Source organism: Herbidospora sp. NBRC 101105 (genome assembly GCF_030269205.1).
GTDB lineage: Bacteria > Actinomycetota > Actinomycetes > Streptosporangiales > Streptosporangiaceae > Herbidospora > Herbidospora solisilvae.
In genome coordinates this window covers 903451-927303 of sequence record NZ_BSSX01000002.1, presented here as the reverse complement: position 1 = coordinate 927303, position 23853 = coordinate 903451, and the positions used below count along the sequence as shown (strand labels likewise).

Sequence of the window (23853 nt, the reverse complement as noted above, 5' to 3'; positions counted from 1 at the left end):
AACTGAGCGAACCATAGATTGTGTTTCCTTTGCCGCACCTCATCACATGTGGGGGCGTGCGCGAGCGTCTGGTCAGTGAGGAGGCGACGGCGTGCATTGCCCGTTCTGCCGTCATCCCGACACCCGGGTCGTCGACAGCCGGTCGACGGAAGACGGCGGGGCGATTCGCCGCCGGCGCACCTGTTCCGAATGCGGGAGACGGTTCACCACCCAGGAGACGGTCCTGCTGATGGTGAGCAAACGCAGCGGGGTGACCGAGGCGTTCTCCAGGGAGAAGGTCATCGCCGGGGTCCGGCGGGCCTGCCAGGGGCGGCCCGTCAGTGAGGACTCGCTCGCGCAGCTCGGGCAGAGGGTCGAGGAGAGCATCCGCGCGTCCGGTGTCGCCGAGATCCCGGCCCATGAGGTGGGCGTGGCGGTCCTCGGGCCGCTGCGCGACCTCGATGAGGTGGCTTATCTACGATTCGCCTCGGTCTACCGGGGGTTCGAGACCCTCGCCGACTTCGAGGCAGAGATCCAGCAACTCAAGGCACATGCCAAGGGGGAGTCATGACGGAGACGGTCAACGGCACATCCACGCGCGCACGGCGTGGGCGGGCCAAGGGGCTGAAGGTGAAGCGGATCTTCACCACCGAGGGCGTCCACCCCTACGACGCGGTGGAGTGGGAGCGCCGTGACGTCGTCATGACCAACTGGCGCGACGGCTCGGTCAACTTCGAGCAGCGCGGGGTCGAGTTCCCGGCGTCGTGGTCGGTCAACGCGGCCAACATCGTGACCACCAAGTACTTCCGCGGCGCGCTCGGCACGCCGCAGCGCGAGTGGAGCCTGAAGCAGCTCGTCGACCGGGTGACGGGGGTCTACACGCGGACCGGCGTCGAGAACGGCTACTTCGCCTCCGACGAAGACGCCGAGATCTTCGACCACGAGCTGAAGCACGCCCTGGTCCACCAGTTGTTCGCGTTCAACTCGCCCGTGTGGTTCAACGTCGGCACCCTGTCGCCGCAGCAGGTCAGCGCCTGCTTCATCCTGGCCGTCGACGACACCATGGAGTCGATCCTCGACTGGTACAAGGAAGAGGGCGTGATCTTCAAGGGCGGTTCGGGCTCGGGGGTGAACCTGTCCCGCATCCGCTCCTCCAAGGAGCTGCTGTCCTCGGGCGGCACGGCCAGCGGCCCCGTCTCGTTCATGCGGGGCGCCGACGCCTCGGCCGGGACCATCAAGTCGGGCGGCGCCACCCGCCGGGCGGCCAAGATGGTCGTGCTCGACGTCGACCACCCCGACATCGAGGAGTTCATCGAGACGAAGGCGCGTGAGGAGGACAAGATCCGCGCCCTCCGCGACGCCGGGTTCGACATGGACCTCGGCGGCAAGGACATCGTGTCGGTGCAGTACCAGAACGCCAACAACTCGGTCCGCGTCAGCGACGAGTTCATGCGCCAGGTCGAGACCGGCGGCAAGTTCGGCCTGCGCGCCCGCCTCACCCACGAGGTCATCGAGGAGATCGACGCGCGCGACCTCTTCCGCAAGATGGCCAAGGCGGCGTGGGAGTGCGCCGACCCGGGCGTGCAGTACGACGACACGATCAACGACTGGCACACCTGCCCCGAGACCGGCCGGATCACCGCGTCCAACCCCTGCTCGGAGTACGTCCACCTCGACAACTCCTCGTGCAACCTGGCGTCGATCAACCTGCTGAAGTTCCTCACCGACGACGACACGTTCGACATCGCCCGCTTCGTCAAGCTGACCGAGCTGATCATCACCGCGATGGACATCTCGATCACCTTCGCCGACTTCCCGACCGAGAAGATCGGCGAGACCACCCGCGCCTACCGCCAGCTCGGTATCGGCTACGCCAACCTGGGCGCCCTGCTGATGGCCACCGGCCACGCCTACGACTCCGACGGCGGCCGGGCGATCGCCGCGGCGATCACGTCGCTGATGACCGGGGTGTCCTACCGCCGCAGCGCGGAGCTGGCGGCCGTCGTGGGGGCCTACGACGGCTACGAGCGCAACGCCGAGCCGCACAAGCGGGTCATGCGCAAGCACGCCGCGGCCAACGACGCCGTCCGCACCATCGACGCGATGGACAAGGCGATCCACGCCGAGGCGACCAAGCAGTGGCAGGAGTGCCTGAAGCTGGGCGAGAAGAACGGCTGGCGCAACGCCCAGGCGTCGCTGCTCGCCCCGACCGGCACCATCGGCCTGATGATGGACTGCGACACCACCGGCATCGAGCCCGACCTGGCCCTGGTCAAGTTCAAGAAGCTCGTCGGCGGCGGCTCGATGCAGATCGTCAACCAGACCATCCCGCGGGCCCTGCGTCAGCTCGGCTACCAGGAGGAGCAGGTCGAGGCGATCGTCGAGTACATCGCGGCGAACTCCCACGTGGTCGGCGCCCCCGGCCTCAAGGAGGCCCACTACGAGGTGTTCGACTGCGCGATGGGCGAGCGGGCGATCGCGCCCATGGGCCACGTCCGGATGATGGCCGCGACCCAGCCGTTCCTGTCTGGCGCGATCTCCAAGACGGTCAACCTGCCCGAGTCGGCGACGATCGACGACATCGAGCAGGTCTACCTCGAGGGCTGGCGGCTCGGCCTGAAGGCCCTGGCCGTCTACCGCGACAACTGCAAGGTCGGCCAGCCGCTGTCGGCCGGCAACAACAAGAAGACCGAAGAGGCCGCGGTCGTCGCCGAGCCCGAGACCAAGGTCATCGAGGTCTCCCGCCCGACCCGCCGCCGCATGCCGAACAGCCGCCCGAGCATCACGACCCGCTTCACGGTCGGCGGCGCGAAGGGCTACATGACCGCCTCGTCCTACCCCGACGACGGTCTCGGCGAGGTCTTCCTGAAGATGTCCAAGCAGGGCTCGACCCTCGCGGGCGTCATGGACGCCTTCTCCGTGGCGATCTCCATCGGCCTCCAGTACGGCGTGCCGCTCGACACCTACGTGCAGAAGTTCGTCAACATGCGCTTCGAGCCGGCCGGCATGACCGACGACCCCGACGTCCGCATGGCCCAGTCGGTGATGGACTACATCTTCCGCCGCCTGGCCCTCGACCACCTGCCCTACGAGGACCGGGCCGCTCTGGGCATCTTCTCGGCCTCCGAGCGCGCCGCCCAGCAGCGCGGCGAAGACCCGGCCGCCCAGCTCGACACGGCCGCGCTGGCCCAGTCGGCCCCGATAGAGCCGCCGGTGACCAAGCCGGTCCCGGTCGCCGAGCCGGTCAGGGCCTCGCAGCAGGGCCACCTGGAAGGCCACCAGGGCTTCACGGCCGACGCGCCGCTGTGCATGACCTGCGGCACCAAGATGCGCCCGGCCGGTAGCTGCTACGTGTGCGAGGGCTGCGGCAGCACCAGCGGCTGCAGCTGACCCCCGATCCTGGGCCGACCCGACAGAGGGCCGGCCCAGGATTCTTCCGTTACGGCTCCCGCCCACCCCGGCACCGCCCGCCGCCCATGGTGAGCGCCGCATCCGGCGCTCACCGGCCGCGCGGGCGGCCCGCCGTCACGACGGTAGGCCGATCCAGTGTGCGTGCTGTTCGGCGAAGGCGAGTTCGAGGAAACGGCGGGCCCAGTTGCGCCTTTGGTCGGAGTTGTCGCGCCTTATGAGCAGGAGGCTGAGCTGGTCGGCGATGGCAGCTCAATGAGCGGCGGTTGACGGTTCCGTCAGATCGAGCGCTCGCTCCGCAGCGTCGAGCAGTTGCTTGTACGTGATGACCTCGATGCGAGCCAGATGAGAGTTGTAGACGCGAAGAGTCTCATTGACCTGGCTTTCCGTATATTCAGTCCTGAGGTGGGGGTGGCCGATGACGACGAGCGCCGTCGCCCGCCGCACGTCAACGCCATGGCCGAGGACGGCCTCGCGGTTCTCGTCGAGCAGCTTCAGGTAGTTCTGAACCTGCCCCACAGCTTCATGAACACCATCCGAGGGAATCGCAGACGTTCGATGCCTCTGGATCGCCTGGACGTTGGCACGTTTGAGTTCCACCAGGTGGAGTGCGCCGTCGGGGCGCAATAAAGGAATGTCGAGTTCCAGCCCGCAGGTCAGCCGCCGACGCAGAGACTGGCCGATGTATTCGCCGCCGAACAACCACCACGCACCGCTGAAAGCCTCCTGAATATCGCGCTCCAGGCTGGAGGGGTGCTCGACCACGCTTCGGATCTCGGCCAATCGTTGACGGCGGAGCCGATGCTGCATTCCGGCGAGGATCAGTGTGGCGTCGGCCCGGGCCAGGATGGCCAGCGACTCCGGCGGTAGATCCGAGGTCGGATGACTCGAATCGGTGACTGGCTCGTAGGTCGTGCGCCGCATCAGTGTTTCGGCCAGCCAGATGTGGTTCTCCTCTATGAGCCTGTGGACACGGTAGATGCCCGCTTCCCGGTCTTTCACCACCTTGATGGACGCCGCAGCCAGTCGTTCAAAGTGGACCCGCGCATCGGCGATGCCAGCATCGGGGCGGTCTCGCAGGAAATCCTCGAAAATCGACAGAAGATAATGGTGCGCGGTCGCCTGGGTGGCTGCGAACAGTTCGGTGTTCCGGTGCGGTGCTCCACTGAGCAGCCGGTATTTCTCGTTCACATCGGCGTTCAGTAGCCGGCCGGTGGCGTATCCCAGAGCGTCGTCGAGCCGTGCAGCGGATTCCAGTTCGCTGCCCGTCTCGGCCTGCCGAATGGCGAAGCGGATCAAGTCCAGCAACGCCTTCCCGCCGCGGTAGTTGTCACCCATGTGGTCGAGGACGTCGCCAACGGCTGACTTGACACTCTCGTTTTCAGCGAGCGAGTGGACGAGCCTCAGGAGCTGCGAGAGCGTCCAGTCCGAGCGCACCTTGTTTCTCGCTGGCAGCGCCACCGCCTCCTTGGTCGTTTCCTGGTGGGATCATCTGGCGATATCGCAGTCTGCCAAGCGTCACCGACACATTTGCCTGTTGCCTCCTCAGGTGGCCGGAGGTGGCGCACCCGGAACCACGCACCCGGAACCATGAGCGCGCCTCCTCGGTACTTGGAGTCAGCTTTACGGGCATCGGCCGCGGGGTTGAAGCCTTCTACCATGCAGGGGAGGTAACTCACCGCCCGAAATCGTGGGGAATCATCTGCCGAAATTGTGACCGGTACTTCCTTCAGCCGAGGGATTCCCGCACCGCCTCGACGAGGTTGGCGGCCCTTCTGTCGTCGGCGGCGTGCTTGCCGTGGTTCATCACATAGCCGAAGGCCAGCCCCCGGGAAGGGTCCGCGAACCCCAGCGAGCCCCCGTATCCCGGGAAGCCGAAGGCCGTCGGGTCATACCAGAAGTCGTCCGGGTTCGGCAGGCCGAAGCCCAGCCCCACCCTGACCGGCACCCGCAGCACCTTGTCGACCCCGCTGACCTGCTCGGTCGTCGCGAGAGCCAAGGTCTCGGCGCTGAGGATCCGGCCGTCGAGCAGCGCCGCGTAGAAGCCCGCGAGCCCTCGCGCGGTGCCGCAGCCGTTGGTCGAGGGGAACTCGGCCGCCAGTTCGACGGGGTCGTTGTGGTTCAGGAACGGGGTGACGGCCATCGAGGCCCGCATCGTCAGCGACGTCGGGTCGAAGTAGGGGCGCACCGCCTCGGGCAGGGTCGCCGGGTCGACCGACAGGTCGATCGCCGGGGAGACGATCCGGGCGGCGCGGTGGTGTTCCGACTCCGGCAGCCCGATCCAGAAGTCCAGCCCCAGCGGGGCGGTGATCTCCTCCCGCAGGTACGTCCCCAGCGTGCGCCCCGACACCCGGCGCACCACCTCGCCGACGAGCCAGCCGAAGGTGTGGGCGTGGTAGCCCGATTCGGTTCCGGGTTCCCACAACGGCCGCTGTGCCGCCAGGGCGGCGACCACCGGCTCCCAGGCCACGGCCTCGGCGGGGGTGACCGGTTTGTCCAGGGCGGCCAGGCCCGCCTGGTGGGTGAGCAGCCAACGTACCGGGATCTCGGGTTTGCCGAACTCCGGCCAGTAGTCGGCGACGGGGGCGTCCAGGTCGAGCAGGCCGCGGTCGACGAGGTGCAGGGCGCAGGCGGCGGTGATCGCCTTGGTGGTGGAGAAGACCACCTGGAGGGTGTCCTCGGTCCAGGGGCGTTCGGTCTGGGGGTCGGCCACGCCGTCCCAGAGGTCCACGACCTTCTTGCCGTCGACGTAGACGCAGACGGCCGCGCCGATCTCGTCGTGGTGCTCGAAGTTGTCGGCGAACGCGTCTTGGACGGGTTCGAATCCGGGTGCGGTGGTTCCGGGCATGCGTCATCGCCTTCTGGTGGGGTCAGCGGCGCCAGCTCTCGATGAGCCAGGCGCAGATCTCCGGCTCGGTCATCTCGGGGAACTCTTCGCCGAACGTCGCGAGGGCACGCAGCGCCTCGTCGCGGTCGAGGCCGCGCTCGGCGGCGGCCTTCAGGTAGTCCTGGCGGGCCGCCGGCGGGCGTCCGCCGCCGGCTCCTCGGCCGGGCAGGCCCTCGCGCCAGCGCACGATCTCGCCGAGACGGTCGGGACGCCAGCCGGGGGCGCCGTCGATCTCGGCGTCGGGTTCGGGGAAGGGGTGGGCGGAGCCTGCCGGGTAGCGGGCCCGCCATTTGTGCACCGCGTGCCGGCTCACCCCCAGCGCCTCGCCGATGCCGAGTACGCCGAGGTATCGCTCGGTCATGGTGCCTCAACTCGTCCGTCCGCCTCCTGGTGGGTCACTTCATACCATGACCGAACATGGTCTCTTGGAGAGACAACGTAGAGCCTCGCCCATAACGTCGTCAACGACGGAGACGAGGTTGCGTGTGGGAATGACGCCACCGGCGACCAGGTTTCCCCGGTATGGTCATCGGATTCATTGGCAGCGGGCACATCGGGTCGGCACTGGCCCGGCTGGCCGTCGACGCGGGGCACTCCGTCGTGATGAGCAACTCACGCGGGCCGGAGACCCTCGCCGACCTGGTGGAGTCGCTCGGCCCGGCGGCCTCCGCGTCGACCGCAGAGGGGGCGGCCGAGGCGGGGGACGTCGTGGTCGTCACGGTGCCGTTCCACGCCTACCGGCGGGTGCCGGTGGAGCCGCTCGCGGGGAAGATCGTGATCGACACGAACAACTACTACTTCGAGCGCGACGGGCGGTTCCCGCAGATCGACTCCGGCGAGAAGACGCCGTCGGGGCTGCTCCAGGAGCATCTGCCCACCTCGCGCGTGGTCAAGGGCTTCAACAACATCATGGCCGCCCACCTGCTGTCCGACGGCACCCCGCCGGGCACGCCGAACCGGCGGGCGCTGCCGATCGCGGGCGACGACCCCGAGGCGAAGCGGGTCGTCGCCGACCTGACCGACTCCTTCGGCTTCGACGTCGTGGACGTCGGCCCGCTGTCCGAAGGGTGGCGGCACGACCGGGACCGGCCCGCCTACGTCTCCCGCTTCAACGCCGAGGAACTGCGCGCGGCGCTCGCCCGCGCCTGAACCGCCGGACGGCTCCGGACCTCTGCGGTGTGATCCGGATTTTTCGGGGTGTCAACGGACCGAAATTCGGTCAGGCCGTGCTCCCGTGTGGTAACAACGGACCCATGATCGAAGTTGCGGACGGAGTCTGGATCCGCCGGCACACCGAGCTCGACCTCACCCTCGGGCTCGTCGTGGGGCAGACCGGCTGTCTCGTCGTCGACACCGGCATCGACGAGGCCTTCGGCCAGGCCTGGGCCGACGCGATCAGGGAGGTCACCGACCTGCCCTGGACGGTCGTGCTGACCCACGCCCACTTCGACCACGCCTTCGGCACGGCGGCCTTCGGGACCTGCTTCGCCACCGAGGGCTGCCGGGAGGCGCTGGTCGACACGGCCCAGAAGCAGATCGGGGAGTGGTCGGGTCAGTTCCCCGGCATCGCGACCTCCCCTGTCGTGCTGCCGCTGCGCGCGCCGTCCAGTGTCGACCTCGGCGGGAGAGAGGTCCTGCTCGGCCACCCCGGGCCCGGCCACACCGGCCACGACCTCACCGTCCACGTCCCGGACGTGGGGGTGCTGTTCGCGGGCGACCTCGTGGAGCAGGGGGCGCCGCCGCAGTTCGGCGACTCCTACCCGGGCGCGTGGCCCATGGCGCTGGAGAAGATGCTGGAGGCCGCGCCCGAGGTGATCGTGCCGGGCCACGGCGACCCGGTGACGCCCGACTTCGTGGAGCGGCAGCGAGCGGAGATCACCGAGATCGTCACGCTCTGTGAGCGCCTGCACCGTGGGGAGATCGACCTCGAAGGGGCGGTGGCACGATCGCCGTACCCGCAGAAGACCCTTGAGGAGGCGCTGGCCCGGACTATTCGGCGTCGTCCTCTTCGAAGGCCAGACGGTCGCTGAGCCAGCGGTGGAACTTGATCGCCGACCTCACCCAGTGGGCGACGATCGTCATCAGGTGTTCGTAGGTGACTCCGGCGCCGATGTAGAGCTGGGCGTCGCCGATCACGCGTATCACGCCGTTGTCGGGCGTGAAGGCGTAGACCTTGGGCCACATCGTGTCGGCGTTCCACTCGTTGAGCGCGGTGAGCAGCAGCGGCTTCTCGTCGACGGAGTAGTGGCGGTCGTAGAAGGTGCGGATCGTGAAGAGGTCGCCTTCTGACCCGAACAGGAAGAAGACCGTGAGCGCCTCGGTGGAGATCGCGAGGTCGCCGTCAGCGTCGAAGGTGAAGTCGATGTCGAGTTCGTTGAGGATCTCGATGATCAGTTCCTGGTCGGGCTGGACCACGGCCGGGGAATGGCTCACCCCCCCATCCTGACAGACCCGGGCCCCGGAATCATGAGCCTGTGGGGTGAGTTCGTTCAGCGCGTCGTGATGGGGTATGGATCCGGAAAACGCCTCAAAAGGTGGGAAACCATCATGGACGGTACGATTCTCGTCACCGGCGGCACCGGCATCCTGGGCCGTCAGGTCATCGCGGACCTCCGGCGGGCGGGCCGGGAGGTCCGGAATCTGGCCCGCAGCGCCGACGGGCCCTATCGGGGCGATCTGGTCACCGGGCAGGGGATCGCCGAGGCCGCCGACGGCGTGAGCACGGTCGTCCACCTGGCCAGCAAGCCGCCCGGCAAGACCGACGTCCAGGCGGCCCGCAACCTGTTGAAGGCGCTGGCGCCGGGCACCCACGTCGTCTACATCTCGATCGTCGGCGTCGACCGGCATCCCTACTCGTACTACCAGGTCAAACACGCCGTGGAGCAGCTCGTCGAGGCCTCCGGGCTGCCGTACACGATCCTGCGGACCACGCAGTTCCACGACTTCATGGCCTCGCTCTGCCGGACGCTGACCAGATCGCCGATCGTGCCGGTGCCGCTCGGGTGGGCGTCGCAGCCGATCGCGATCTCGGAGGTCTCCTCGCAGCTCGCCACGCTGGCGACGGGCGACCCGGCGGGCCGGGTGGCCGACATGGGCGGGCCGCAGGTGCTCAGCTTCCGGGAGATGGTCGAGCTCTACCTGGCGGCGGAGGACAAGCGGAAGCGGGTCGTCGAGGTGCTCGTGCCGGGCCGGGTCAGCAAGGCGTTCCGGTCGGGGTACCAGCTCACGCCCGAGCACGCCGTCGGGCGGATCACGTTCGAGGAGTTCCTGAGGGGCGGTGTGCCGGCCTCGTCTTACTTCAAGAAGGCATGACGAGACAAATGATGCATTATCCATATCGATCATGTAATGTTCCTTCCTAATTGTGCGATGGAAGGAGCCGCCGGATGTTCCAGGCCGATTCGGTCACGGTCACGGTCCTGGTCGAGAACTGGGTGGACATGCTGCTGCCCGACGTGGAGGACCACTGCGTCAGCCGGTACGGGCTGATCGAGCACTTCGACGGCAAGAGGGTGCCGCCGCAGGCCGAGAACGGGATCAGCATGCTCGTCGAGGCCACCCGAGGCCGGCACACCACCCGGGTGCTGTTCGACGTCGGCCTGACGGGCAGCGTGCTCGCGCACAACATGAAGGTCCTGGGGGTGGACGCGGGAGCGGTCGACCACCTGGTGATCAGCCACGGCCACCCCGACCACTTCGGGGGCGTGCACACCTTCCTCGGACTGGCCGGGCGCCGGATCCCGGTCGCCACCCACCACGACGCCGAACTGCCGCGCTACGCGGTCATGGGTGACGGCCGGGTCTCGCCGGTCTACAACACCGCCTTCACCTTCGGCCAGATCGAGGCGAGCGGCGGCGCGCCGGTGCTCAGCCGCGACCCCCTAGACCTCGGCTGGGGCGTCTGGACGACCGGTGAGATCCCCAGGAACGTGCCGTTCGAGGCGGCCGCTCCGCCGTTCAGGCGCGGCGAGCCGGGGCTCTACCAGGTCTCCGCCACCGGAGAGGTGCGCCGCGACGAGGTCATGGACGAGATGGGGCTGATCATCGACGTGAAGGACGAGGGCCTGGTCGTCCTGACCGGGTGCGCGCACGCCGGGGTGATCAACACGCTCCACCAGGCGAAGGCGATCGCGGGGGACAAGCCCATCAGGGCCGTCCTCGGCGGCTTCCACCTGGGGTTCCCGACCACGCCGGCGAAGAACGTGGAGCTCACCGCCGAGGCCTTCCGCGACCTCGACGTGAAGACGGTCGTGCCGATGCACTGCTCCGGGCTGCGCAGCCACGCCCACATGTCGGCGGAGCTGGCCGACCGCTACGTGCAGCCCGCCGTCGGCAGCGTGTTCACGTGGGGCACGCGGTGAGGGCCGACCTCTCGGGGGTGCGGGTCGTCGCGGTCGAGCAGGCGGTCGCGGTGCCGCTCTGCTCGCGGCACCTCGCCGACATGGGCGCCGACGTGATCAAGGTCGAGCGGCTCGCGGGCGACTTCGCCCGCGACTACGACGACTTCGTCGGCGGCATGTCGAGCCACTTCGTCTGGCTCAACCGGGGCAAACGCAGCGTCGCCCTCGACCTGAAGGCCCCGGAGGGCCGCCGGCTGCTGGGGGAACTGCTGCGCACGGCCGACGTGCTGGTCTGCAACCTGGCCCCGGGCGCCTTCGACCGCATCTTCACCGACGACGACCTGACGGCCCTCAACCCCCGCCTGATCAGGCTCTTCCTGTCCGGGTACGGCACCCGGGGCCCGTTCGCCCATCGCAAGGCCTACGACATGCTCATCCAGGGCGAGGCCGGGGTCGTGACCGCGACCGGGACACCCGCGCAGCCCGCCAAACCGGGTGTCTCGCTGGCCGACCTCAGCGGCGGGACCTACGCGTTGTCGGCCGTCACGGCGGCCCTCTACTCGCGGGAGAGGACCGGACGGGGGCAGCGCATCGACGTGGCCATGTTCGACGTGCTCCTCGAATGGATGAGCCCGCTGCTGCTGGCCCAGTCGCACGCCGGGACCGCCCCCCAGCCCGCCGGGCTGAGCCACGCCAGCATCGCCCCCTACGGCCCCTACGTGTCGGCCGACGGCGACCTGGTGCTGATCGCGGTGCAGAACGAGGGGCAGTGGCGGCGGCTCTGCGAGATCGTCGTGGGCGACGCCGCGCTGGCCGCCGATCCCGACTTCGCGCTCAACACCGACCGGCTGCGGAACCGGGACCGCCTTGAAGCGGTCATCGAGGCGGCCCTGCGGGCGCTGCCGACCCACGAGCTGACCGCCCGGCTCGACCGGGCCGACGTGCCCAACGCGCGCCTGAACCGGCTCCCCGACGTGCTGGCACATCCCCAGGCGCAGGCGACGGGCAGGTGGTCGTCGGCGCTGCTGCCGGACGGGACGAAGGCCACCGTGGTCACCTCGCCGTTCCACCCGGGCAGCGCCGATGAGGACCTCCGGGCCGTCCCCGACGTGGGGGAACACACCGGGGAGGTGCTCGCCGAGCTGGGGCTCTCGGAGCAGGAGGTGGATGCGCTGGCCGCGGCGGGAGTGGTCGGCCGGCCGGGACCGATCTCGAACCGGCCGTGAAGACGCGTGGCGACGGAGGCGAAAGCCGGACCGGCCGCTCCACCGTCGACGCCGGAACGGCCGTGAAGGCCGAGCCGGGAGCGTCAGTCGTTGTCGATCTCGAAGGGGTCGGGGACGTCGTGGCCGACGAGGTGCCTGGCCAGGGCGAGGAAGCTGTTGGTCAGGTGGACCTCGGTCGCGCGGGCGAGCGCGTCGGTGTCGCCCACGCGGGCCGCCTCCAGGATGAGGCGGTGCTCCCGGGCGGCCTCCTCGCCCCGGCTCTCGACCACCTGGAGCATGTCCCACGGAAACCGCCGCCAGAGCAGCGCGACCTCCTCGCTCAGGCCCTCGTTGCCGCAGCGGTCGTAGAAGAGGAAGTGGAACCGCCGGTTCTTCTCGTTGAGGGTCGTGCGGTCGCCCGCCGCCAGCGCGGCCTCCATCTCCTCGACCAGTTTCCGCGCCTGGTCGAGGTCTTTGGGCGACAACCGGCGCGAGGCGCGGCGCATGGCGTAGGGCTCGACCGCCATGCGCAGCAGGTAGACGGTCTTGACGCGGTCGTAGTCGGCGTCGGCGACCCGGACCCCGCGGTGGGGCTCGCTGATCAGCATGCCCTCGGCCTCCAGCAGGCGCAGCGCCTCGCGGACCGGGGTGATGCTCGTGTTGAACTGGGAGGCCAGCACGTCCTGCCGGATCCGGCTGCCCCGCGCGAGCTCGCCCGCGGAGATCATGCGGCGCAGTTCCGCGACGATGATGTCGCGCTTGGTGCGCGGACTGCCGGTCATCAGTGTTCCTCCTGCGCTTCGGTGGCGCGGTGAAAGGCATCGAGGACTTCGCGGAAGCCGCGAGGGTCGTCAACGTATGCGACGTGCCCGGCCAGGGGAAGAGTAACGTAATCCGCCCCGAGGGCGGCGGCCAGTGATCGCGCCGCCTCCTCGCCCACCCGCACGTCGTGCTCCCCCCGCAGCACCGTCGTTCGGGTCCGGGCCTCGGGAAGACGCCAGCTCAACGCCGCCGCCAGCGCACTCAGCAACCCTTCCGGGCGCATCGCCAGGAAGGCCTGCGCGAAGACCTCCTGGGAGGGGGTCGGCGCCGGGCCGTCCGCATGAGGCGCGGAATCGGTTCGGGCGGCGCCCAGGCGAGGAGTGGCCCCCATATAGAGCGTGGCCTTCATATAGGAGGCGGCGAACCCTTCGACGCCTTGCTCGGCCAAGAGCTTCGCGGTCGACGCCACGCGTTCCGGGCCGCCCGCTGCCGGGAAACCCGCCAGAACCAGTGACGCGACGCGTTCCGGTGCGGCCCGGAGGAGCTCCAGGGCCACGTAGGCGCCGAGCCCCGAACCGGCGACGTGGAATCGCGGGCCGGTTTCCAGGCAGGTCGCGACCGCTTTCGCGGTGTCGAACACCTCGTCCCGCCGCATACCGTGGCCGGGGAGGTCGGGGGCGGAAAACCGGCTCTGATCTGCGCCGATGACCTCGGCCCAGGTCTCCCCGGCCGCGCCGAGCGTGTGCAGGAGCAGTACAGGATGCCGGAAATCATGCATTATTAACTCTCATGACACATCACTCTTGTATGAAAGGCATCATTATGCAACAGTACGTCGCATGTCACTGCACGACCGGCGTAAAGCCCCCTCGCTGACCAGCCCCGGAAGGGGCGGCGCGGCCGTCACCATCGACGGCGTGACGATGCGGTTCGGGGACCGTGTCGCCGCCTCGAACATCCGGGTCGACGTCGCGCCCGGCGAGATCGTCTCCGTCGTCGGGCCCTCCGGCTGCGGCAAGACGACGCTGCTCCGTGCGGTGGCCGGGCTGCTCACCCCGTCCGAGGGGAGCGTGCAGGTCGACGGCGAGACCGTCGACGGCACCCCCGACGGGGTCGGGATGGTCTTCCAGCACTTCGGGCTGTTCCCGTGGAAGACCGTCGAGGCGAACGTCGCCTACCCGCTGCGGCTGCGCGGCCTCCCGAAAGAGGAGATCGCCGCCCGCACGCGGGAGCTGGTCGGAATGGTGGGCCTCTCCGGATTCGAGAAGTCCTACCCGCACCAGCTCTCCGGCGGCATGCAGCAGCGCACGGGCCTGGCCCGCGCGCTGGCCGTGCGGCCCCGGGTGCTCCTCATGGACGAGCCCTTCGGTGCCCTCGACGCGCAGACCGCCGAGGTGCTGCGCTTCGAGCTGCTCCGCATGTGGGAGGAGCACCCGATCACGATGTTGTTCGTCACGCACTCGATCGACGAGGCGGTGCTGTTCGGCGACCGGGTGGTCGTGCTGAAGGGCCGCCCCGGCAGGGTGCACGAGGTCATCGACGTCGCGCTGCCTCATCCGCGCGACCGTGCGGTGGCGAGGTCGGAGGAGTTCGCCGCCCTGCGCGAACGGGTCTGGTCTCTCGTCATGTCCCCCGACGCCGGTCAGGCGGGCTGAAAGCACAACGGTGCCCGCGGGCACCTGGGAAGGACGGCACATGTTGTCGATCAAGCGTCTGGGAGTGGCCGCGCTGGCCCTGGTCTCCCTCACCGGCCTCGCCGCCTGCGGCGGCGGCTCCTCCTCGGGCGACGGCAGCACGACCGCCCTGTCGGTCGGCGTCCCCGGCATCCCGCCGGTCTTCGTGAACCTGATGGCCTACGTCGCCGAGTCCAAGGGCTACTTCAAGGAGGGCGGCGTCGACGTCACCCTGCGGCCCCTGCCGACCGGCGCCGACGTCGGCCGCGCCATCCAGAGCAAGGAGCTCGACGGCGGCGTCATCGGCACCTCCGGCGCGGTCGCGCTGCGCGCCTCCGGCGGCAACGTGGTCGCCATCCTGGGCAACGAGAACCCGTCGTTCCTGATCGCCTCCTCCGATCCGAACGTCACCGACTGCGCCTCCCTCAAGGGCAAGACCATCGCCGTCGACGGCGCGGGCGCCCCCAAGGCCCTGTCGGTCAACCAGATGATCGGCTCCTGCGGCCTGACCCCGGCCGACGTCACCACGGTCAACGTGGGCGGCCCGCAGTCGGTCGACGCGATGATCGCCGGGCAGGTCGACACGGCCGTCCTGCACCCCGACGAACTGGCCGCGGTCAACGAGAAGGCCAAGGCCCACGAGGTGGTCGCGCTGGCCAAGGTCGACCCGACCTCCCACTACACGATGCTGGTCACCCGCGAGGACGAACTCGGCGAGGGCGGCAAGCGGCCCGCCTGGGTGAAGACCGTGGCCGCCCTGCACAAGGCGATCACGTACATCAACGACCCGGCCAACGCCGACGAGGTGTCGCGGATCGCCGCCACCATGACCAAGCGCACCCCCGAGATCTCCAAGGTCGCGCTCGGCCAGTTCGTCGGCATCAAGTTCTGGCCGGCCGACGCCGGACTGGCCCGCGACCGGGTCGACCACGCGGTCCAGGCGCAGGTGCAGGCCGGGAACGTGGCGGCCGACAAGGCGCCGAAGTACGACGACTTCGTCGACCTCACGGTGTTCGATGAAGCGCTCGGGAAGTGAGCCGCGGGCCCGTGGCCTCCTGGTCTCGCTGGCCGGCCTCGCGCTCGGGCTGATGGCCTGGCAGGTGGCCGGACAGCGGGATCCGGTCCTGCTGGCCACCCCGGTCCGCTCCTTCGAGGCGCTGGCCGGGATGGTCTCCGACGGGACGCTCCCGGCGGCGCTGCTCGACACGGGCCTGCTGTTCGTGGTCGGCCTGGCGGCGGCGATCGCCGGCGGGGTCGGCTACGGCCTGGTGCTGTCGCGGTCCAAGGCGCTGCGCGGGAGCACCGGCTGGCTGGTGTTCGCCTTCCAGTCGGTGCCGATCGTGGCGCTGGCCCCGCTGATCCTGGCGGCGTTCGGGTTCGGGTTCGGGGCCAAGACGCTGGTGGTGTTCCTGTCGGCGGTCTTCCCGATCCTGATCAACACGGCCGAGGGCGCCAAGCACGCCCCGAGGACCCTGCTGGAGGTCGCGCGGGTGCACCGCAGCGGCGAGTGGCCGCTGTGGCGGGACGTGCTCATCCCGCACACCCTGCCCTACGCGATGAGCGGGATCCGGCAGGGCATCGCGATGGCGTTCGTCGGGACGTTCATCGCCGAGTTCTTCCTCCAGGCGACGGGCATCGGCGGGCTGCTGCTGTCGGCCTCGGCGCGCTTCGACTCGGCGACCGTGCTCGGGCTGACCGTGCTGGTGTCGGTGATCGCGGCCCTGCTGATGGGGCTGGGGCGGCGGCTGGAGAGGGCGTTCGCGCCCTGGCGTGAGGGGAGCACGGAGTGAGCCACCTGGATTCACGCGCCGCACCGGTATCGGCCTGCCCGCGCCCGATTCAGATCACCGTTCAAGCCCGACGTTCCGGGGAGGCCGCGAAATGACCGCTTCGGCCTCGCGGGAGAAGTCCTTCGCGCCGCCCGGGGATCTCCTCGGCAAGATCGTCGCAGTCGTGGTCCTCTTGGGGGTGTGGCAGGTCGCCGGGGCGACGTTCCTGCCCGATTACCTTCCGACCCCCTTCGGGGTGGTCTCCGAGGTGATCCCCACCCTGACCTCCTCGGCGTTCCTCGGCGCACTGGGGGAGACCGTCGGCGCGGTGCTGCTCGGGCTCGTCCTGGGGTGTGTCCCGGGGACCGCCGCCGGGCTGCTCATCGGGCGGATCACCTGGTTGCGGCAGCTCAGCACCCCGTACATCAGCGGCCTGTACGCCATGCCCATGCTGGCGATCGTGCCGATGGCGACGATCTGGTTCGGTTACAACGACACCACCCGGGTGATCGTGATCGCGCTGTCGGCGTTCCTGCCCTGCGCGGTGTCCACCGCCGACGGGGCCCGCTCGCTGCCCGCCGCCCTGGGCGACGTCGCCCGGGTGCTCAACGTGCCCAGGGGCCGGTTCGTGCTCGACTTCGTGCTCCCCTCGGCGCTGCCGTTCGCGGTGGCCGGGGTGCACATCGCCGTCGGCCGGGCCCTGGTCGGGGCCGCCGCCGTGGAGTTCCTGGCCAACATCGACGGGCTGGGCACGTTCATCCTGACCAACGCGCGGTCGTTCGCCCAGAACCAGGCGTTCGTGGGCGTGGTCGTGCTGGCCCTCCTCGGCGTGCTCGCGCGCGCCGGAACCGAACGGCTGATCCGGCGCGTCGCGCCGTGGCAGCAGACCCACCAGGACTAGGAGCCCTGTCAATGATCGTCGAATGGGACGTGCCGATCGAGACCGACGACGGAGTCGTGCTGCGTGCGGACGTCTTCCGTCCCGACGCCCCGGGACGCTACCCGGTCGTGCTCACCTACGGCCCCTACGCGAAGGGCCTGTCGTTCCAGGAGGGCTACCCGAGCGCCTGGAACAAGATGGCCGCCGAGCACCCCGACGCGCTGGAGGGCTCGTCCAACGTCTACCAGGCGTGGGAGGTCGTCGACCCGGAGAAGTGGGTGCCCGACGGCTACGTCTGCGTACGGGTGGACTCGCGCGGCGCCGGCGCCTCGCCCGGCGTGATCGACTGCTTCTCGCCCCGGGAGACCCGCGACTACTACGAGTGCGTCGAGTGGGCCGGGACGCAGGAGTGGAGCAACGGCAGGGTCGGCCTGAACGGCATCTCCTACTTCGCCATGAACCAGTGGCACGTGGCCTCCCTCCAGCCGCCCCACCTGGCGGCGATCATCGTGTGGGAGGGCGCCGCCGACTGGTACCGCGACGCCACCCACCACGGCGGCATCCGGACCACGTTCTGGGACAAGTGGTACGGCATGCAGGTCACCACCGTCCAGCACGGGCTGGGCGAGAACGGCCCGCGCAACCCCGTGACCGGCGTCCCGGCCACCGGCGAGACGACCCTGTCGCCGGAGGAGCTGGCCGCCAACCGGGCCGACCTGGCCGGGAGCATCCGGGCCCATCCGCTCGACGACGCCTACCACCGGGAGCGGTCGCCCTCGTTCGACCGCGTGACGGTGCCCCTGCTGTCGGCGGGGAACTGGGGCGGCCAGGGCCTCCACCTGCGCGGGAACACCTACGGCTACCTGCGGGCGGCCTCCGAACACAAGTGGCTGGAGATGCACGGCGACACCCACTGGTCGCTCTTCTACGCCGACTACGGCGTCGACCTGCAGAAACGCTTCTTCGGGCACTTCCTCGCCGGGCAGGACACGGGGTGGGAGAAGCAGCCGCCCGTGCAGCTCCAGATCCGCCACGTGGACGCCACGTTCACGCCCCGGTTCGAGGAGGCCTGGCCGATCCCCCGTACCCGATGGACCCGGCACTTCCTCGACGCCGCCGACCTGTCGCTGGGGGAGCTCTCGGCCCCGGCGCAGGTCACCTACTCGGCGACCGGGCGCGGCGTGCGGTTCGAGCTGCCCGCGCTGACGGAGACGACCGAGATCACCGGCCCGCTGGCGGCGAAGTTGTTCGTGTCGTCGTCGACGTCGGACGCCGACCTGTTCCTGGTGGTCCGGGTCTTCGACCCGGCGGGGGAGGAGGTCGCCTTCCAGGGCGCGCTCGACCCGCACACCCCGGTCGCGCAGGGCTGGCTCCGGGCCTCCCACCGCGAGCTCGACCCCGGACTCTCGCAGCCGTGGTTGCCCGTGCACACCCACACGAACCCGGCCCCCCTCGTGCCGGGGGAGGTCTACGAACTCGACGTGGAGATCCTGCCGACCTGCCTGGTCGTGCCGGAGGGCTACCGGATCACGCTGGAGGTGCGCGGCCGCGACTACGAACACGACAAACCCGCCGGTCACCTGTCGAACCTCCGCAACCCGCTCAAGGGCTGCGGTCCCTTCCTGCACGACGACCCGGCCGACCGTCCCGCAGAGGTGTTCCACAACGAGGTGACCATCCACACGGGCGGCGAGACGGCCTCCTACCTGCTGCTTCCCGTGGTGCCCGGCTGATGCTCCGCGCGGCCCTGTTCGTCCCCGGCGACCGCCCCGACCGCTTCGCCAAAGCGGCCGCCGCCGGGGCCGACACGATCATCCTCGACCTGGAGGACGCGGTCGCCCCCGCGGCCAAACCGGCGGCGCGCGCGCACGTGCGGGCGTGGTTGTCGGACGGCGGTCCCGGCATGGTGCGGATCAACGCGCGCGGGACCGCGTGGCACGCCGACGACGTGGCCCTGGTGACGGAGTTCGGCTGCCCGGTGATGATCCCCAAGGCCGAGTCGGCCGCGGACGTCCTCGGGACGGCCTACCCCCTGATCGAGACCGCCGCGGGCCTGCTGAACGCCCGCGAGATCTGCGCCGCGCCGGGCGTGGTGCAACCGGCCTTCGGCGGCGTGGACCTGGCGGCCCAGCTGGGCGTCGCGCCGGACGACCGCATGGCGCTCTGGCATGCCCGTTCGTCCCTGGTCGTGGCGGCGGCAGCGGCCGGGACGGCGGCCCCCCTGGACGGGGTGACGACCGACCTGACCTCGGAGGAGACGCTGCGCGCGGACGCCGGGCACGCCGCCTCGCTGGGGTTCGGGGGGAAGTTGTGCGTCCACCCGAACCAGGTGGGGCTCGTGCTGGCGGCGTTCACGCCGTCGGAGGAGGACCTGGCCTGGGCCCGCGAGGTCATGGCGGCGTCGACGGGGGGAGTGGGGGTGCTCCGGGGCCAGATGATCGACAAACCGGTCGTCGACCGGGCCCGGCGTCTGCTGGGAACGCGCATGTGACGGGGTGGCGACCGTGTTCAGGCACGGCCGGCACCCCGTCACCGTTGTGCTGTCGCGCGGCGCGCCGATTGCCGCGCGGCCCTCACGGGGTGATACGGCCGTTCAGGCGACCGTGGTCGGGCCACCGGTGCGGGGAAATCTGATGATCTTGGCGTCGCGGTACGCCCGCAGGTCGATGACCGTTGAATCGCCCCTGCTGTCACGGTGAGACGCCCGCCTGCGCAGAGCCGACGTGATGTCCCTGACCTTCGCGAGCGATGGCACCACCTTGAGCATCGTTCTCCCCCGCCGTGATGGTTCCCTTACCTCTCACCATGTGTACCGGTTCGCTAGTAAGAACGGTGTAAAAGGCAGGTCAGGAGGCATTCATAGGCTTTGTCGGTCAATCGGGTGGACAAGTACCACGCGTTACCGAATCGGGTGATGGCGGGGCTTCCGTCCGGGTACGTCACGACGGCCTCGGCGCCCTCCAGGGCGATCTCCTCGCTCCAGAGGGAGGCCTCCGTGCCGTCCGAGAGGGTGAGCGGTTCGGCGAGGGGGCGCTGCTCCTTGATCGTGATGCCGAACGCGGGCAACCGGCCGCCGAGCCGCACCCGGAGGTGCTCGTCGGTGACGGCGGAGAAGAAGGACATCAGGACGGCGCCCCGGTGGGCGGCCAGGTTGGCCAGGGCCGCGTCGGTGACCGGCAGCAGGCTCGGGACGATGACCAGGCGATAGGGCGAGAGATCGTGTTCCGGGTGGACGAAGGCGACGTGGTGCCCGGCCCGGTGGAGCAGCCGGTGCGGCTGCTTGACCGCGTCGAGGTAGTCGAGGTCCCGGGAGGGCAGGCCCCGGTTCTGGAGTGCCCACCACGCCTCGTCGTCCCACACGACGGCGACCTCCGGCCGGGTTGCCGGGCGAGGCGGCAGGGCGGCGAGGGTCTCGCCCAGGGCGGTGATCTCCCGGAAGGTGCGGGTGTCCGGGCCCGCGTGGGGGACCATGCCGTGGTACCACTGCTCGGCACCGCCCCGGGAGGCGCGCCACTGGAAGAACATCGCGCCGATCGAGCCGCGTTCGACGTGGATCAGGGTGGTCCGGGCGAGGTCGCCCGGCGGGCGGGGGAGGGTGCGTCTCGGGGTGTACTCGACCGCCGCCGCCTGTTCCATCAGGATCCACGGCTTCCCGCCCGCCCACGACCGGGCCAGGTCGGCAGCGAAGGCCGACTCCTCGGCCAGGTCGCCCGTCGGGTAGTCGTCGACGGCCACCAGGTCGACCTCCCGGGCCCACCTCCAGTGGTCGACCGGCACCCACGAGCCGAAGGCGAAGTTCGTGGTGACCGGCCTGCCCGTCGGGCGCAGGAGGTCGCGCTGCTCGGTGAAGTGGGCGAGCATCTCGTCGGAGAGGAACCGGCGGAAGTCGAGCGCCTGCGACGGGTTCGGCAACCACTGGGTCGCCCGGGGCGGCTGGATCTCCTCCCAGTCGGAGTAGCCCTGCGACCAGAACGCCGTGGTCCAGCGCTCGTTCAGGGTGGCCAGGTCGCCGTGGCGGGCGCGCAGCCACCTGCGGAAGGCCCCGGCCACGTGGTCGCAGTGGCACCAGGTGCCGTACTCGTTGTGGACGTGCCACATCGCCAGCGCCGGGTGGCCGCCGTAGCGCTCGGCCAGCACCGACGCCAGTTCGCGGGAGGCGTCCCGGTACGCCGGCGCGCTCACGCAGTAGGTGTCCCGGCTGCCGTGGGTGAGCCGGGCGCCGTCGGCGGTGACCGTCAGCGTGTCGGGATGGAGCCGGCCGAACCAGGGGGGCGGCGAGGCGGTCGGCGTGGCGAGGTTCACCTGGATCCCGTTGTCGTGCAGCAGGTCGAGGACGCGGTCGAGCCAGCCGAACTCCCACCGGCCCGGCGCGGGCCGCAGGCTGCTCCACGAGAAGACGCCGAGCGTGACGAGGTTGACGCGGGCCCGCCGCATGAGGGCGACGTCGTCGTGCCAGACGTGTTCGGGCCACTGCTCGGGGTTGTAGTCGCCGCCGTAGTACATCGTCTCCCGCTCTCGTTGACGTTTGTTGGGATGGACGGCAAACTAATTATCATACCGGCCGCCATACCGTTGGAGTGCAGCGATGCCCTATCGCCCCCCGTTGATCGCGCGCGAGTACTTCGTCGCCGACCCGCCCGAGCTGCCCGTCCGGCAGCACGGTGAAGGCGGGATCGCGACGCTGGCGCGGGCCGAGGTGGTGGCCGCCGACGGGTGTGGCGTCACCCTGAAGGGGGTGACCTCGACCGACGAGTCGCTCGTCGTCCAGGTGAGCGCGGCGGGCGAGGGGATGATCCGGGTCAAGCTCAGCGAGCAGGCCGACGCCCGCACGCGGTCGGCGCGGGCCCTGCGGCTGACCCGGCCGGTGCGGTGGTCGGCCCGGGTGTCCGTCGACGACGAGACCGTCGTGGTGGACGCGGGGGCCGTACGGGCGGAGATCCGCCTGAACCCCTGGAACCTGCGCTTCACCGACCCCACCGGGCGGGTGCTCACCGAACAGGACCCCGGCCGCCCCGACATCTCCGGCCGGCTCCGCACGCTGCCCTTCGGCCGCTCCCAGAGCGACGGGGTCACCGTCGCCTACCACGAGACGTTCCTCGCCCCGGCCGACGAGGCGTTCGGCGGCTTCGGGGAGTCGTTCACGCCGCTCGACAAACGCGGGCAACGGCCGCTGATGTGGAACTTCGACGCGTTCGGGGCCGAATCGCAGCGGGCGTACAAGAACGTGCCCTTCTACCTGTCCAGCCGGGGATACGGGATCGTCGTCGACAGCGGCATGCCGGTCGAGTTCGACATGTGCCAGTCGACCCACAGCGACGTGCAGATCGTGGTGCCCGACGACCTGATCGACTACTACGTGCTCGGCGGGCCCGAGCCCGCCGACGTGCTGCGGCGGCTGCGCGCGCTGACCGGGCCGGCGGTGCTGCCGCCCAAGTGGGCCTTCGGGGCGTGGATCTCCTCGGGGTTCTTCCGCGACAGCCAGGAGCGGGTGCTGGCGCGGGCGCGGAAGATCCGGGAGCGCGGCATCCCGTGTGACGTGCTGCACCTCGACACGTTCTGGCAGATCGACGGGCACTGGTCGGACCTGCGGTGGGACCGGCAGGCCTTCCCCGATCCGGAGGGCATGCTGGCGGAGCTCGCGGAGCAGGGCTTCAAGGTCTGCCTGTGGATGAACCCGTACATCTCCCACCTGAGCCCGGCCTTCGAGGAGGCGGCGAGCAGCGGCTACCTGCTGCTCACCCGCGACGGCGAGCCCTACGTGGCCGACGCCTGGCACGGCTCCTACCCGGCCTGCGGCATCGTCGACTTCACCAACCCGGCCGCCCGCACCTGGTTCCGCGGGCTGCTCAAGGGGCTGCTGGAGCAGGGCGTGCAGGTGTTCAAGACCGACTTCGCCGAAGGGGTGCCCGCCAGGGCGGTCGCCTACAACGGGATGACCGGGACCGAACTGCACAACGTCTACTCGCTGCTGTTCAACGACCTGGTCGCCGAGGTGACCCGCGAGGTCGCCGGGCACGGCCTGGTCTGGGCGCGGTCGTCCTACCTGGGCGGGCAGCGCCATCCGGCGCAGTGGAGCGGCGACGTCGACGCGACCTACCCGGCGATGGGCAGCACCATCCGGGGCGGCCTGTCCCACGGCCTGTCCGGCATCCCCTTCTGGAGCCACGACGCCGGGGGTTTCACCGGCACGCCCACGCCCGATCTCTTCGTCCGATGGGCGCAGTTCGGCGCGTTGTCGCCGCTGGTGCGCTTCCACGGCACCACCAGCCGCGAGCCGTGGGAGTTCCCCGAGCACGCCGAACGCGGCGCGGTCGAGGCGCTGCGGCTGCGCTACCGGCTGATGCCCTACCTCTACTCGACGGCCGTCGAGGCGGCCGAGACCGGGCTGCCGATCATGCGCGCCCTGTGCGTCGACCGGCCCGGCGACCCGGTGAGCTGGCAGGCCGACCTCCAGTACCTCCTGGGCCCCGACCTCCTCGTCGCCCCGATGACCTCGGCCGACGGTACCCGCGACGTCTACCTCCCGGCCGGGACCTGGGTCGACCACTGGACCGGCGAGCACCACGCGGGCGGGCGCTACGTCCGGGTCTCCCCGCCGCTCGACCGCATCCCGCTCTACGGACGCCTCGGCGCCCTGATCCCCACCACGACCCCCGGCCCGACCGTGACCGAGACGCCGGAGATCTCCCTTCTCGTGTACGGCCTCCCCGACGGCGAGAGCCGGACCGTGGTGCGCGACGACGACGGGGAGACGGTCGTGACGGCCGTGCACGAGGAGGGCCGGCTGGTCGTGCGGGCGGCCGGGCCGAAGACCGTCGCCGGGGTGGAGATCGTGGGCGGCGCGGCGGAGATCGTCATCGAATAGGGTCCGGCGGGCATCCTGATATGCCAGGATGTGGCTGCCATGCGGGACCGGGGTTGACGAATGGTCAAATCGGGCCGGTTGGGTT

General features: G+C 70.2%; 22 protein-coding genes. 14 read left to right on the top strand and 8 right to left on the bottom strand.

From position 1 onward, the window contains the following. Positions 1-91: 91 nt before the first annotated feature. Together nrdR and QSK34_RS13050 are read left to right on the top strand one after the other, a co-directional pair. On the top strand, positions 92-550 hold the full coding sequence (nrdR, locus tag QSK34_RS13055) for a transcriptional regulator NrdR (RefSeq protein ID WP_030454682.1): 459 nt from the start codon (positions 92-94) through the stop codon (positions 548-550). Continuing rightward, positions 547-3369: a vitamin B12-dependent ribonucleotide reductase gene (locus QSK34_RS13050; RefSeq protein WP_285583617.1), complete on the top strand. Its 2823-nt coding sequence runs from the start codon at positions 547-549 to the stop codon at positions 3367-3369. The genes nrdR and QSK34_RS13050 overlap by 4 nt, the downstream gene beginning before the upstream one ends. A 270-nt stretch (positions 3370-3639) precedes the next feature. Here the strand turns inward: QSK34_RS13050 and QSK34_RS13045 are convergent, their stop codons facing one another. The 3 genes from QSK34_RS13045 to QSK34_RS13035 all read right to left on the bottom strand — a co-directional run bounded on the left by QSK34_RS13045 (position 3640) and on the right by QSK34_RS13035 (position 6635). After that, the gene (locus QSK34_RS13045) at positions 3640-4848 is read right to left on the bottom strand and encodes a Shedu anti-phage system protein SduA domain-containing protein (protein ID WP_285583615.1); all 1209 of its coding nucleotides are present in this window, start codon (positions 4846-4848) and stop codon (positions 3640-3642) included. A gap of 268 nt (positions 4849-5116) precedes the next feature. Further along, positions 5117-6235 (bottom strand): serine hydrolase domain-containing protein, encoded by a 1119-nt coding sequence (locus tag QSK34_RS13040; RefSeq protein WP_285583613.1) that lies wholly within the window; start codon positions 6233-6235, stop codon positions 5117-5119. A gap of 22 nt (positions 6236-6257) precedes the next feature. Beyond that, positions 6258-6635 carry a hypothetical protein gene (locus QSK34_RS13035; RefSeq protein ID WP_161478815.1) on the bottom strand — a complete coding sequence of 126 codons (378 nt, stop codon included), beginning with the start codon at positions 6633-6635 and terminating at the stop codon, positions 6258-6260. 161 nt (positions 6636-6796) lie between these two features. Here QSK34_RS13035 and QSK34_RS13030 point away from each other — a divergent pair, with 161 nt between their 5' ends. Then, a complete protein-coding gene (locus tag QSK34_RS13030) occupies positions 6797-7423 on the top strand; it encodes an NADPH-dependent F420 reductase (RefSeq protein WP_285583609.1) in 627 nt (208 codons plus the stop codon). 104 nt (positions 7424-7527) lie between these two features. Continuing rightward, positions 7528-8304, top strand: coding sequence for an MBL fold metallo-hydrolase (locus QSK34_RS13025; protein ID WP_285583607.1), 777 nt, complete (start codon positions 7528-7530; stop codon positions 8302-8304). Here the strand turns inward: QSK34_RS13025 and QSK34_RS13020 are convergent. After that, the gene (locus tag QSK34_RS13020) at positions 8264-8707 is read right to left on the bottom strand and encodes a YbjN domain-containing protein (RefSeq protein WP_062334923.1); all 444 of its coding nucleotides are present in this window, start codon (positions 8705-8707) and stop codon (positions 8264-8266) included. The two genes, QSK34_RS13025 and QSK34_RS13020, sit on opposite strands and share 41 nt — an antisense overlap. A gap of 114 nt (positions 8708-8821) precedes the next feature. Between QSK34_RS13020 and QSK34_RS13015 the strand changes: the two genes are divergently transcribed. From QSK34_RS13015 to QSK34_RS13005, 3 genes are all read left to right on the top strand, one after another. Further along, positions 8822-9586, top strand: coding sequence for an SDR family oxidoreductase (locus tag QSK34_RS13015; protein ID WP_285583601.1), 765 nt, complete (start codon positions 8822-8824; stop codon positions 9584-9586). 74 nt (positions 9587-9660) lie between these two features. Next, positions 9661-10635, top strand: a complete 975-nt coding sequence (locus tag QSK34_RS13010) for an MBL fold metallo-hydrolase (protein ID WP_285583599.1) — start codon at positions 9661-9663, stop codon at positions 10633-10635. Then, complete coding sequence (locus QSK34_RS13005; RefSeq protein ID WP_285583595.1) at positions 10620-11840, top strand: CaiB/BaiF CoA transferase family protein; 1221 nt, start codon at positions 10620-10622, stop codon at positions 11838-11840. The genes QSK34_RS13010 and QSK34_RS13005 overlap by 16 nt, the downstream gene beginning before the upstream one ends. Before the next feature lie 83 nt (positions 11841-11923). Here the strand turns inward: QSK34_RS13005 and QSK34_RS13000 are convergent, their stop codons facing one another. Together QSK34_RS13000 and QSK34_RS12995 are read right to left on the bottom strand one after the other, a co-directional pair. After that, the gene (locus QSK34_RS13000; RefSeq protein WP_285583593.1) at positions 11924-12601 is read right to left on the bottom strand and encodes a GntR family transcriptional regulator; all 678 of its coding nucleotides are present in this window, start codon (positions 12599-12601) and stop codon (positions 11924-11926) included. Next, positions 12601-13359 (bottom strand): alpha/beta fold hydrolase, encoded by a 759-nt coding sequence (locus tag QSK34_RS12995; RefSeq protein ID WP_285583590.1) that lies wholly within the window; start codon positions 13357-13359, stop codon positions 12601-12603. The genes QSK34_RS13000 and QSK34_RS12995 overlap by 1 nt, the downstream gene beginning before the upstream one ends. Before the next feature lie 61 nt (positions 13360-13420). Here QSK34_RS12995 and QSK34_RS12990 point away from each other — a divergent pair, with 61 nt between their 5' ends. The 6 genes from QSK34_RS12990 (at position 13421) to QSK34_RS12965 (ending at position 19394) form a co-directional block, all read left to right on the top strand. Continuing rightward, positions 13421-14236: an ABC transporter ATP-binding protein gene (locus tag QSK34_RS12990; protein WP_285583588.1), complete on the top strand. Its 816-nt coding sequence runs from the start codon at positions 13421-13423 to the stop codon at positions 14234-14236. Positions 14237-14276: 40 nt separating this feature from the next. Continuing rightward, on the top strand, positions 14277-15290 hold the full coding sequence (locus tag QSK34_RS12985) for an ABC transporter substrate-binding protein (RefSeq protein WP_285583586.1): 1014 nt from the start codon (positions 14277-14279) through the stop codon (positions 15288-15290). Further along, positions 15271-16044 carry an ABC transporter permease gene (locus tag QSK34_RS12980; RefSeq protein ID WP_285583584.1) on the top strand — a complete coding sequence of 258 codons (774 nt, stop codon included), beginning with the start codon at positions 15271-15273 and terminating at the stop codon, positions 16042-16044. The genes QSK34_RS12985 and QSK34_RS12980 overlap by 20 nt, the downstream gene beginning before the upstream one ends. Positions 16045-16135: 91 nt before the next feature. Further along, positions 16136-16924 (top strand): ABC transporter permease, encoded by a 789-nt coding sequence (locus QSK34_RS12975; protein ID WP_285583582.1) that lies wholly within the window; start codon positions 16136-16138, stop codon positions 16922-16924. 11 nt (positions 16925-16935) lie between these two features. After that, positions 16936-18636 carry a CocE/NonD family hydrolase gene (locus QSK34_RS12970; protein WP_285583580.1) on the top strand — a complete coding sequence of 567 codons (1701 nt, stop codon included), beginning with the start codon at positions 16936-16938 and terminating at the stop codon, positions 18634-18636. After that, positions 18636-19394: an HpcH/HpaI aldolase/citrate lyase family protein gene (locus tag QSK34_RS12965; RefSeq protein WP_285583578.1), complete on the top strand. Its 759-nt coding sequence runs from the start codon at positions 18636-18638 to the stop codon at positions 19392-19394. Before QSK34_RS12970 ends, QSK34_RS12965 begins: the two co-directional genes overlap by 1 nt. 102 nt (positions 19395-19496) lie before the next feature. On the opposite strand, the gene QSK34_RS12960 is transcribed toward QSK34_RS12965, so the two are convergent. Together QSK34_RS12960 and QSK34_RS12955 are read right to left on the bottom strand one after the other, a co-directional pair. Next, positions 19497-19670, bottom strand: coding sequence for a hypothetical protein (locus QSK34_RS12960; protein WP_169806299.1), 174 nt, complete (start codon positions 19668-19670; stop codon positions 19497-19499). A 53-nt stretch (positions 19671-19723) separates the two neighbouring features. Next, entirely contained in the window at positions 19724-21406 is a 1683-nt protein-coding gene (locus QSK34_RS12955; protein WP_285583575.1) for a beta-galactosidase, read from the bottom strand. 82 nt (positions 21407-21488) lie between these two features. On the opposite strand from QSK34_RS12955, the gene QSK34_RS12950 reads away from it, so the two are divergent. Then, complete coding sequence (locus QSK34_RS12950) at positions 21489-23768, top strand: TIM-barrel domain-containing protein (RefSeq protein ID WP_285583573.1); 2280 nt, start codon at positions 21489-21491, stop codon at positions 23766-23768. Positions 23769-23853: the final 85 nt, after the last annotated feature.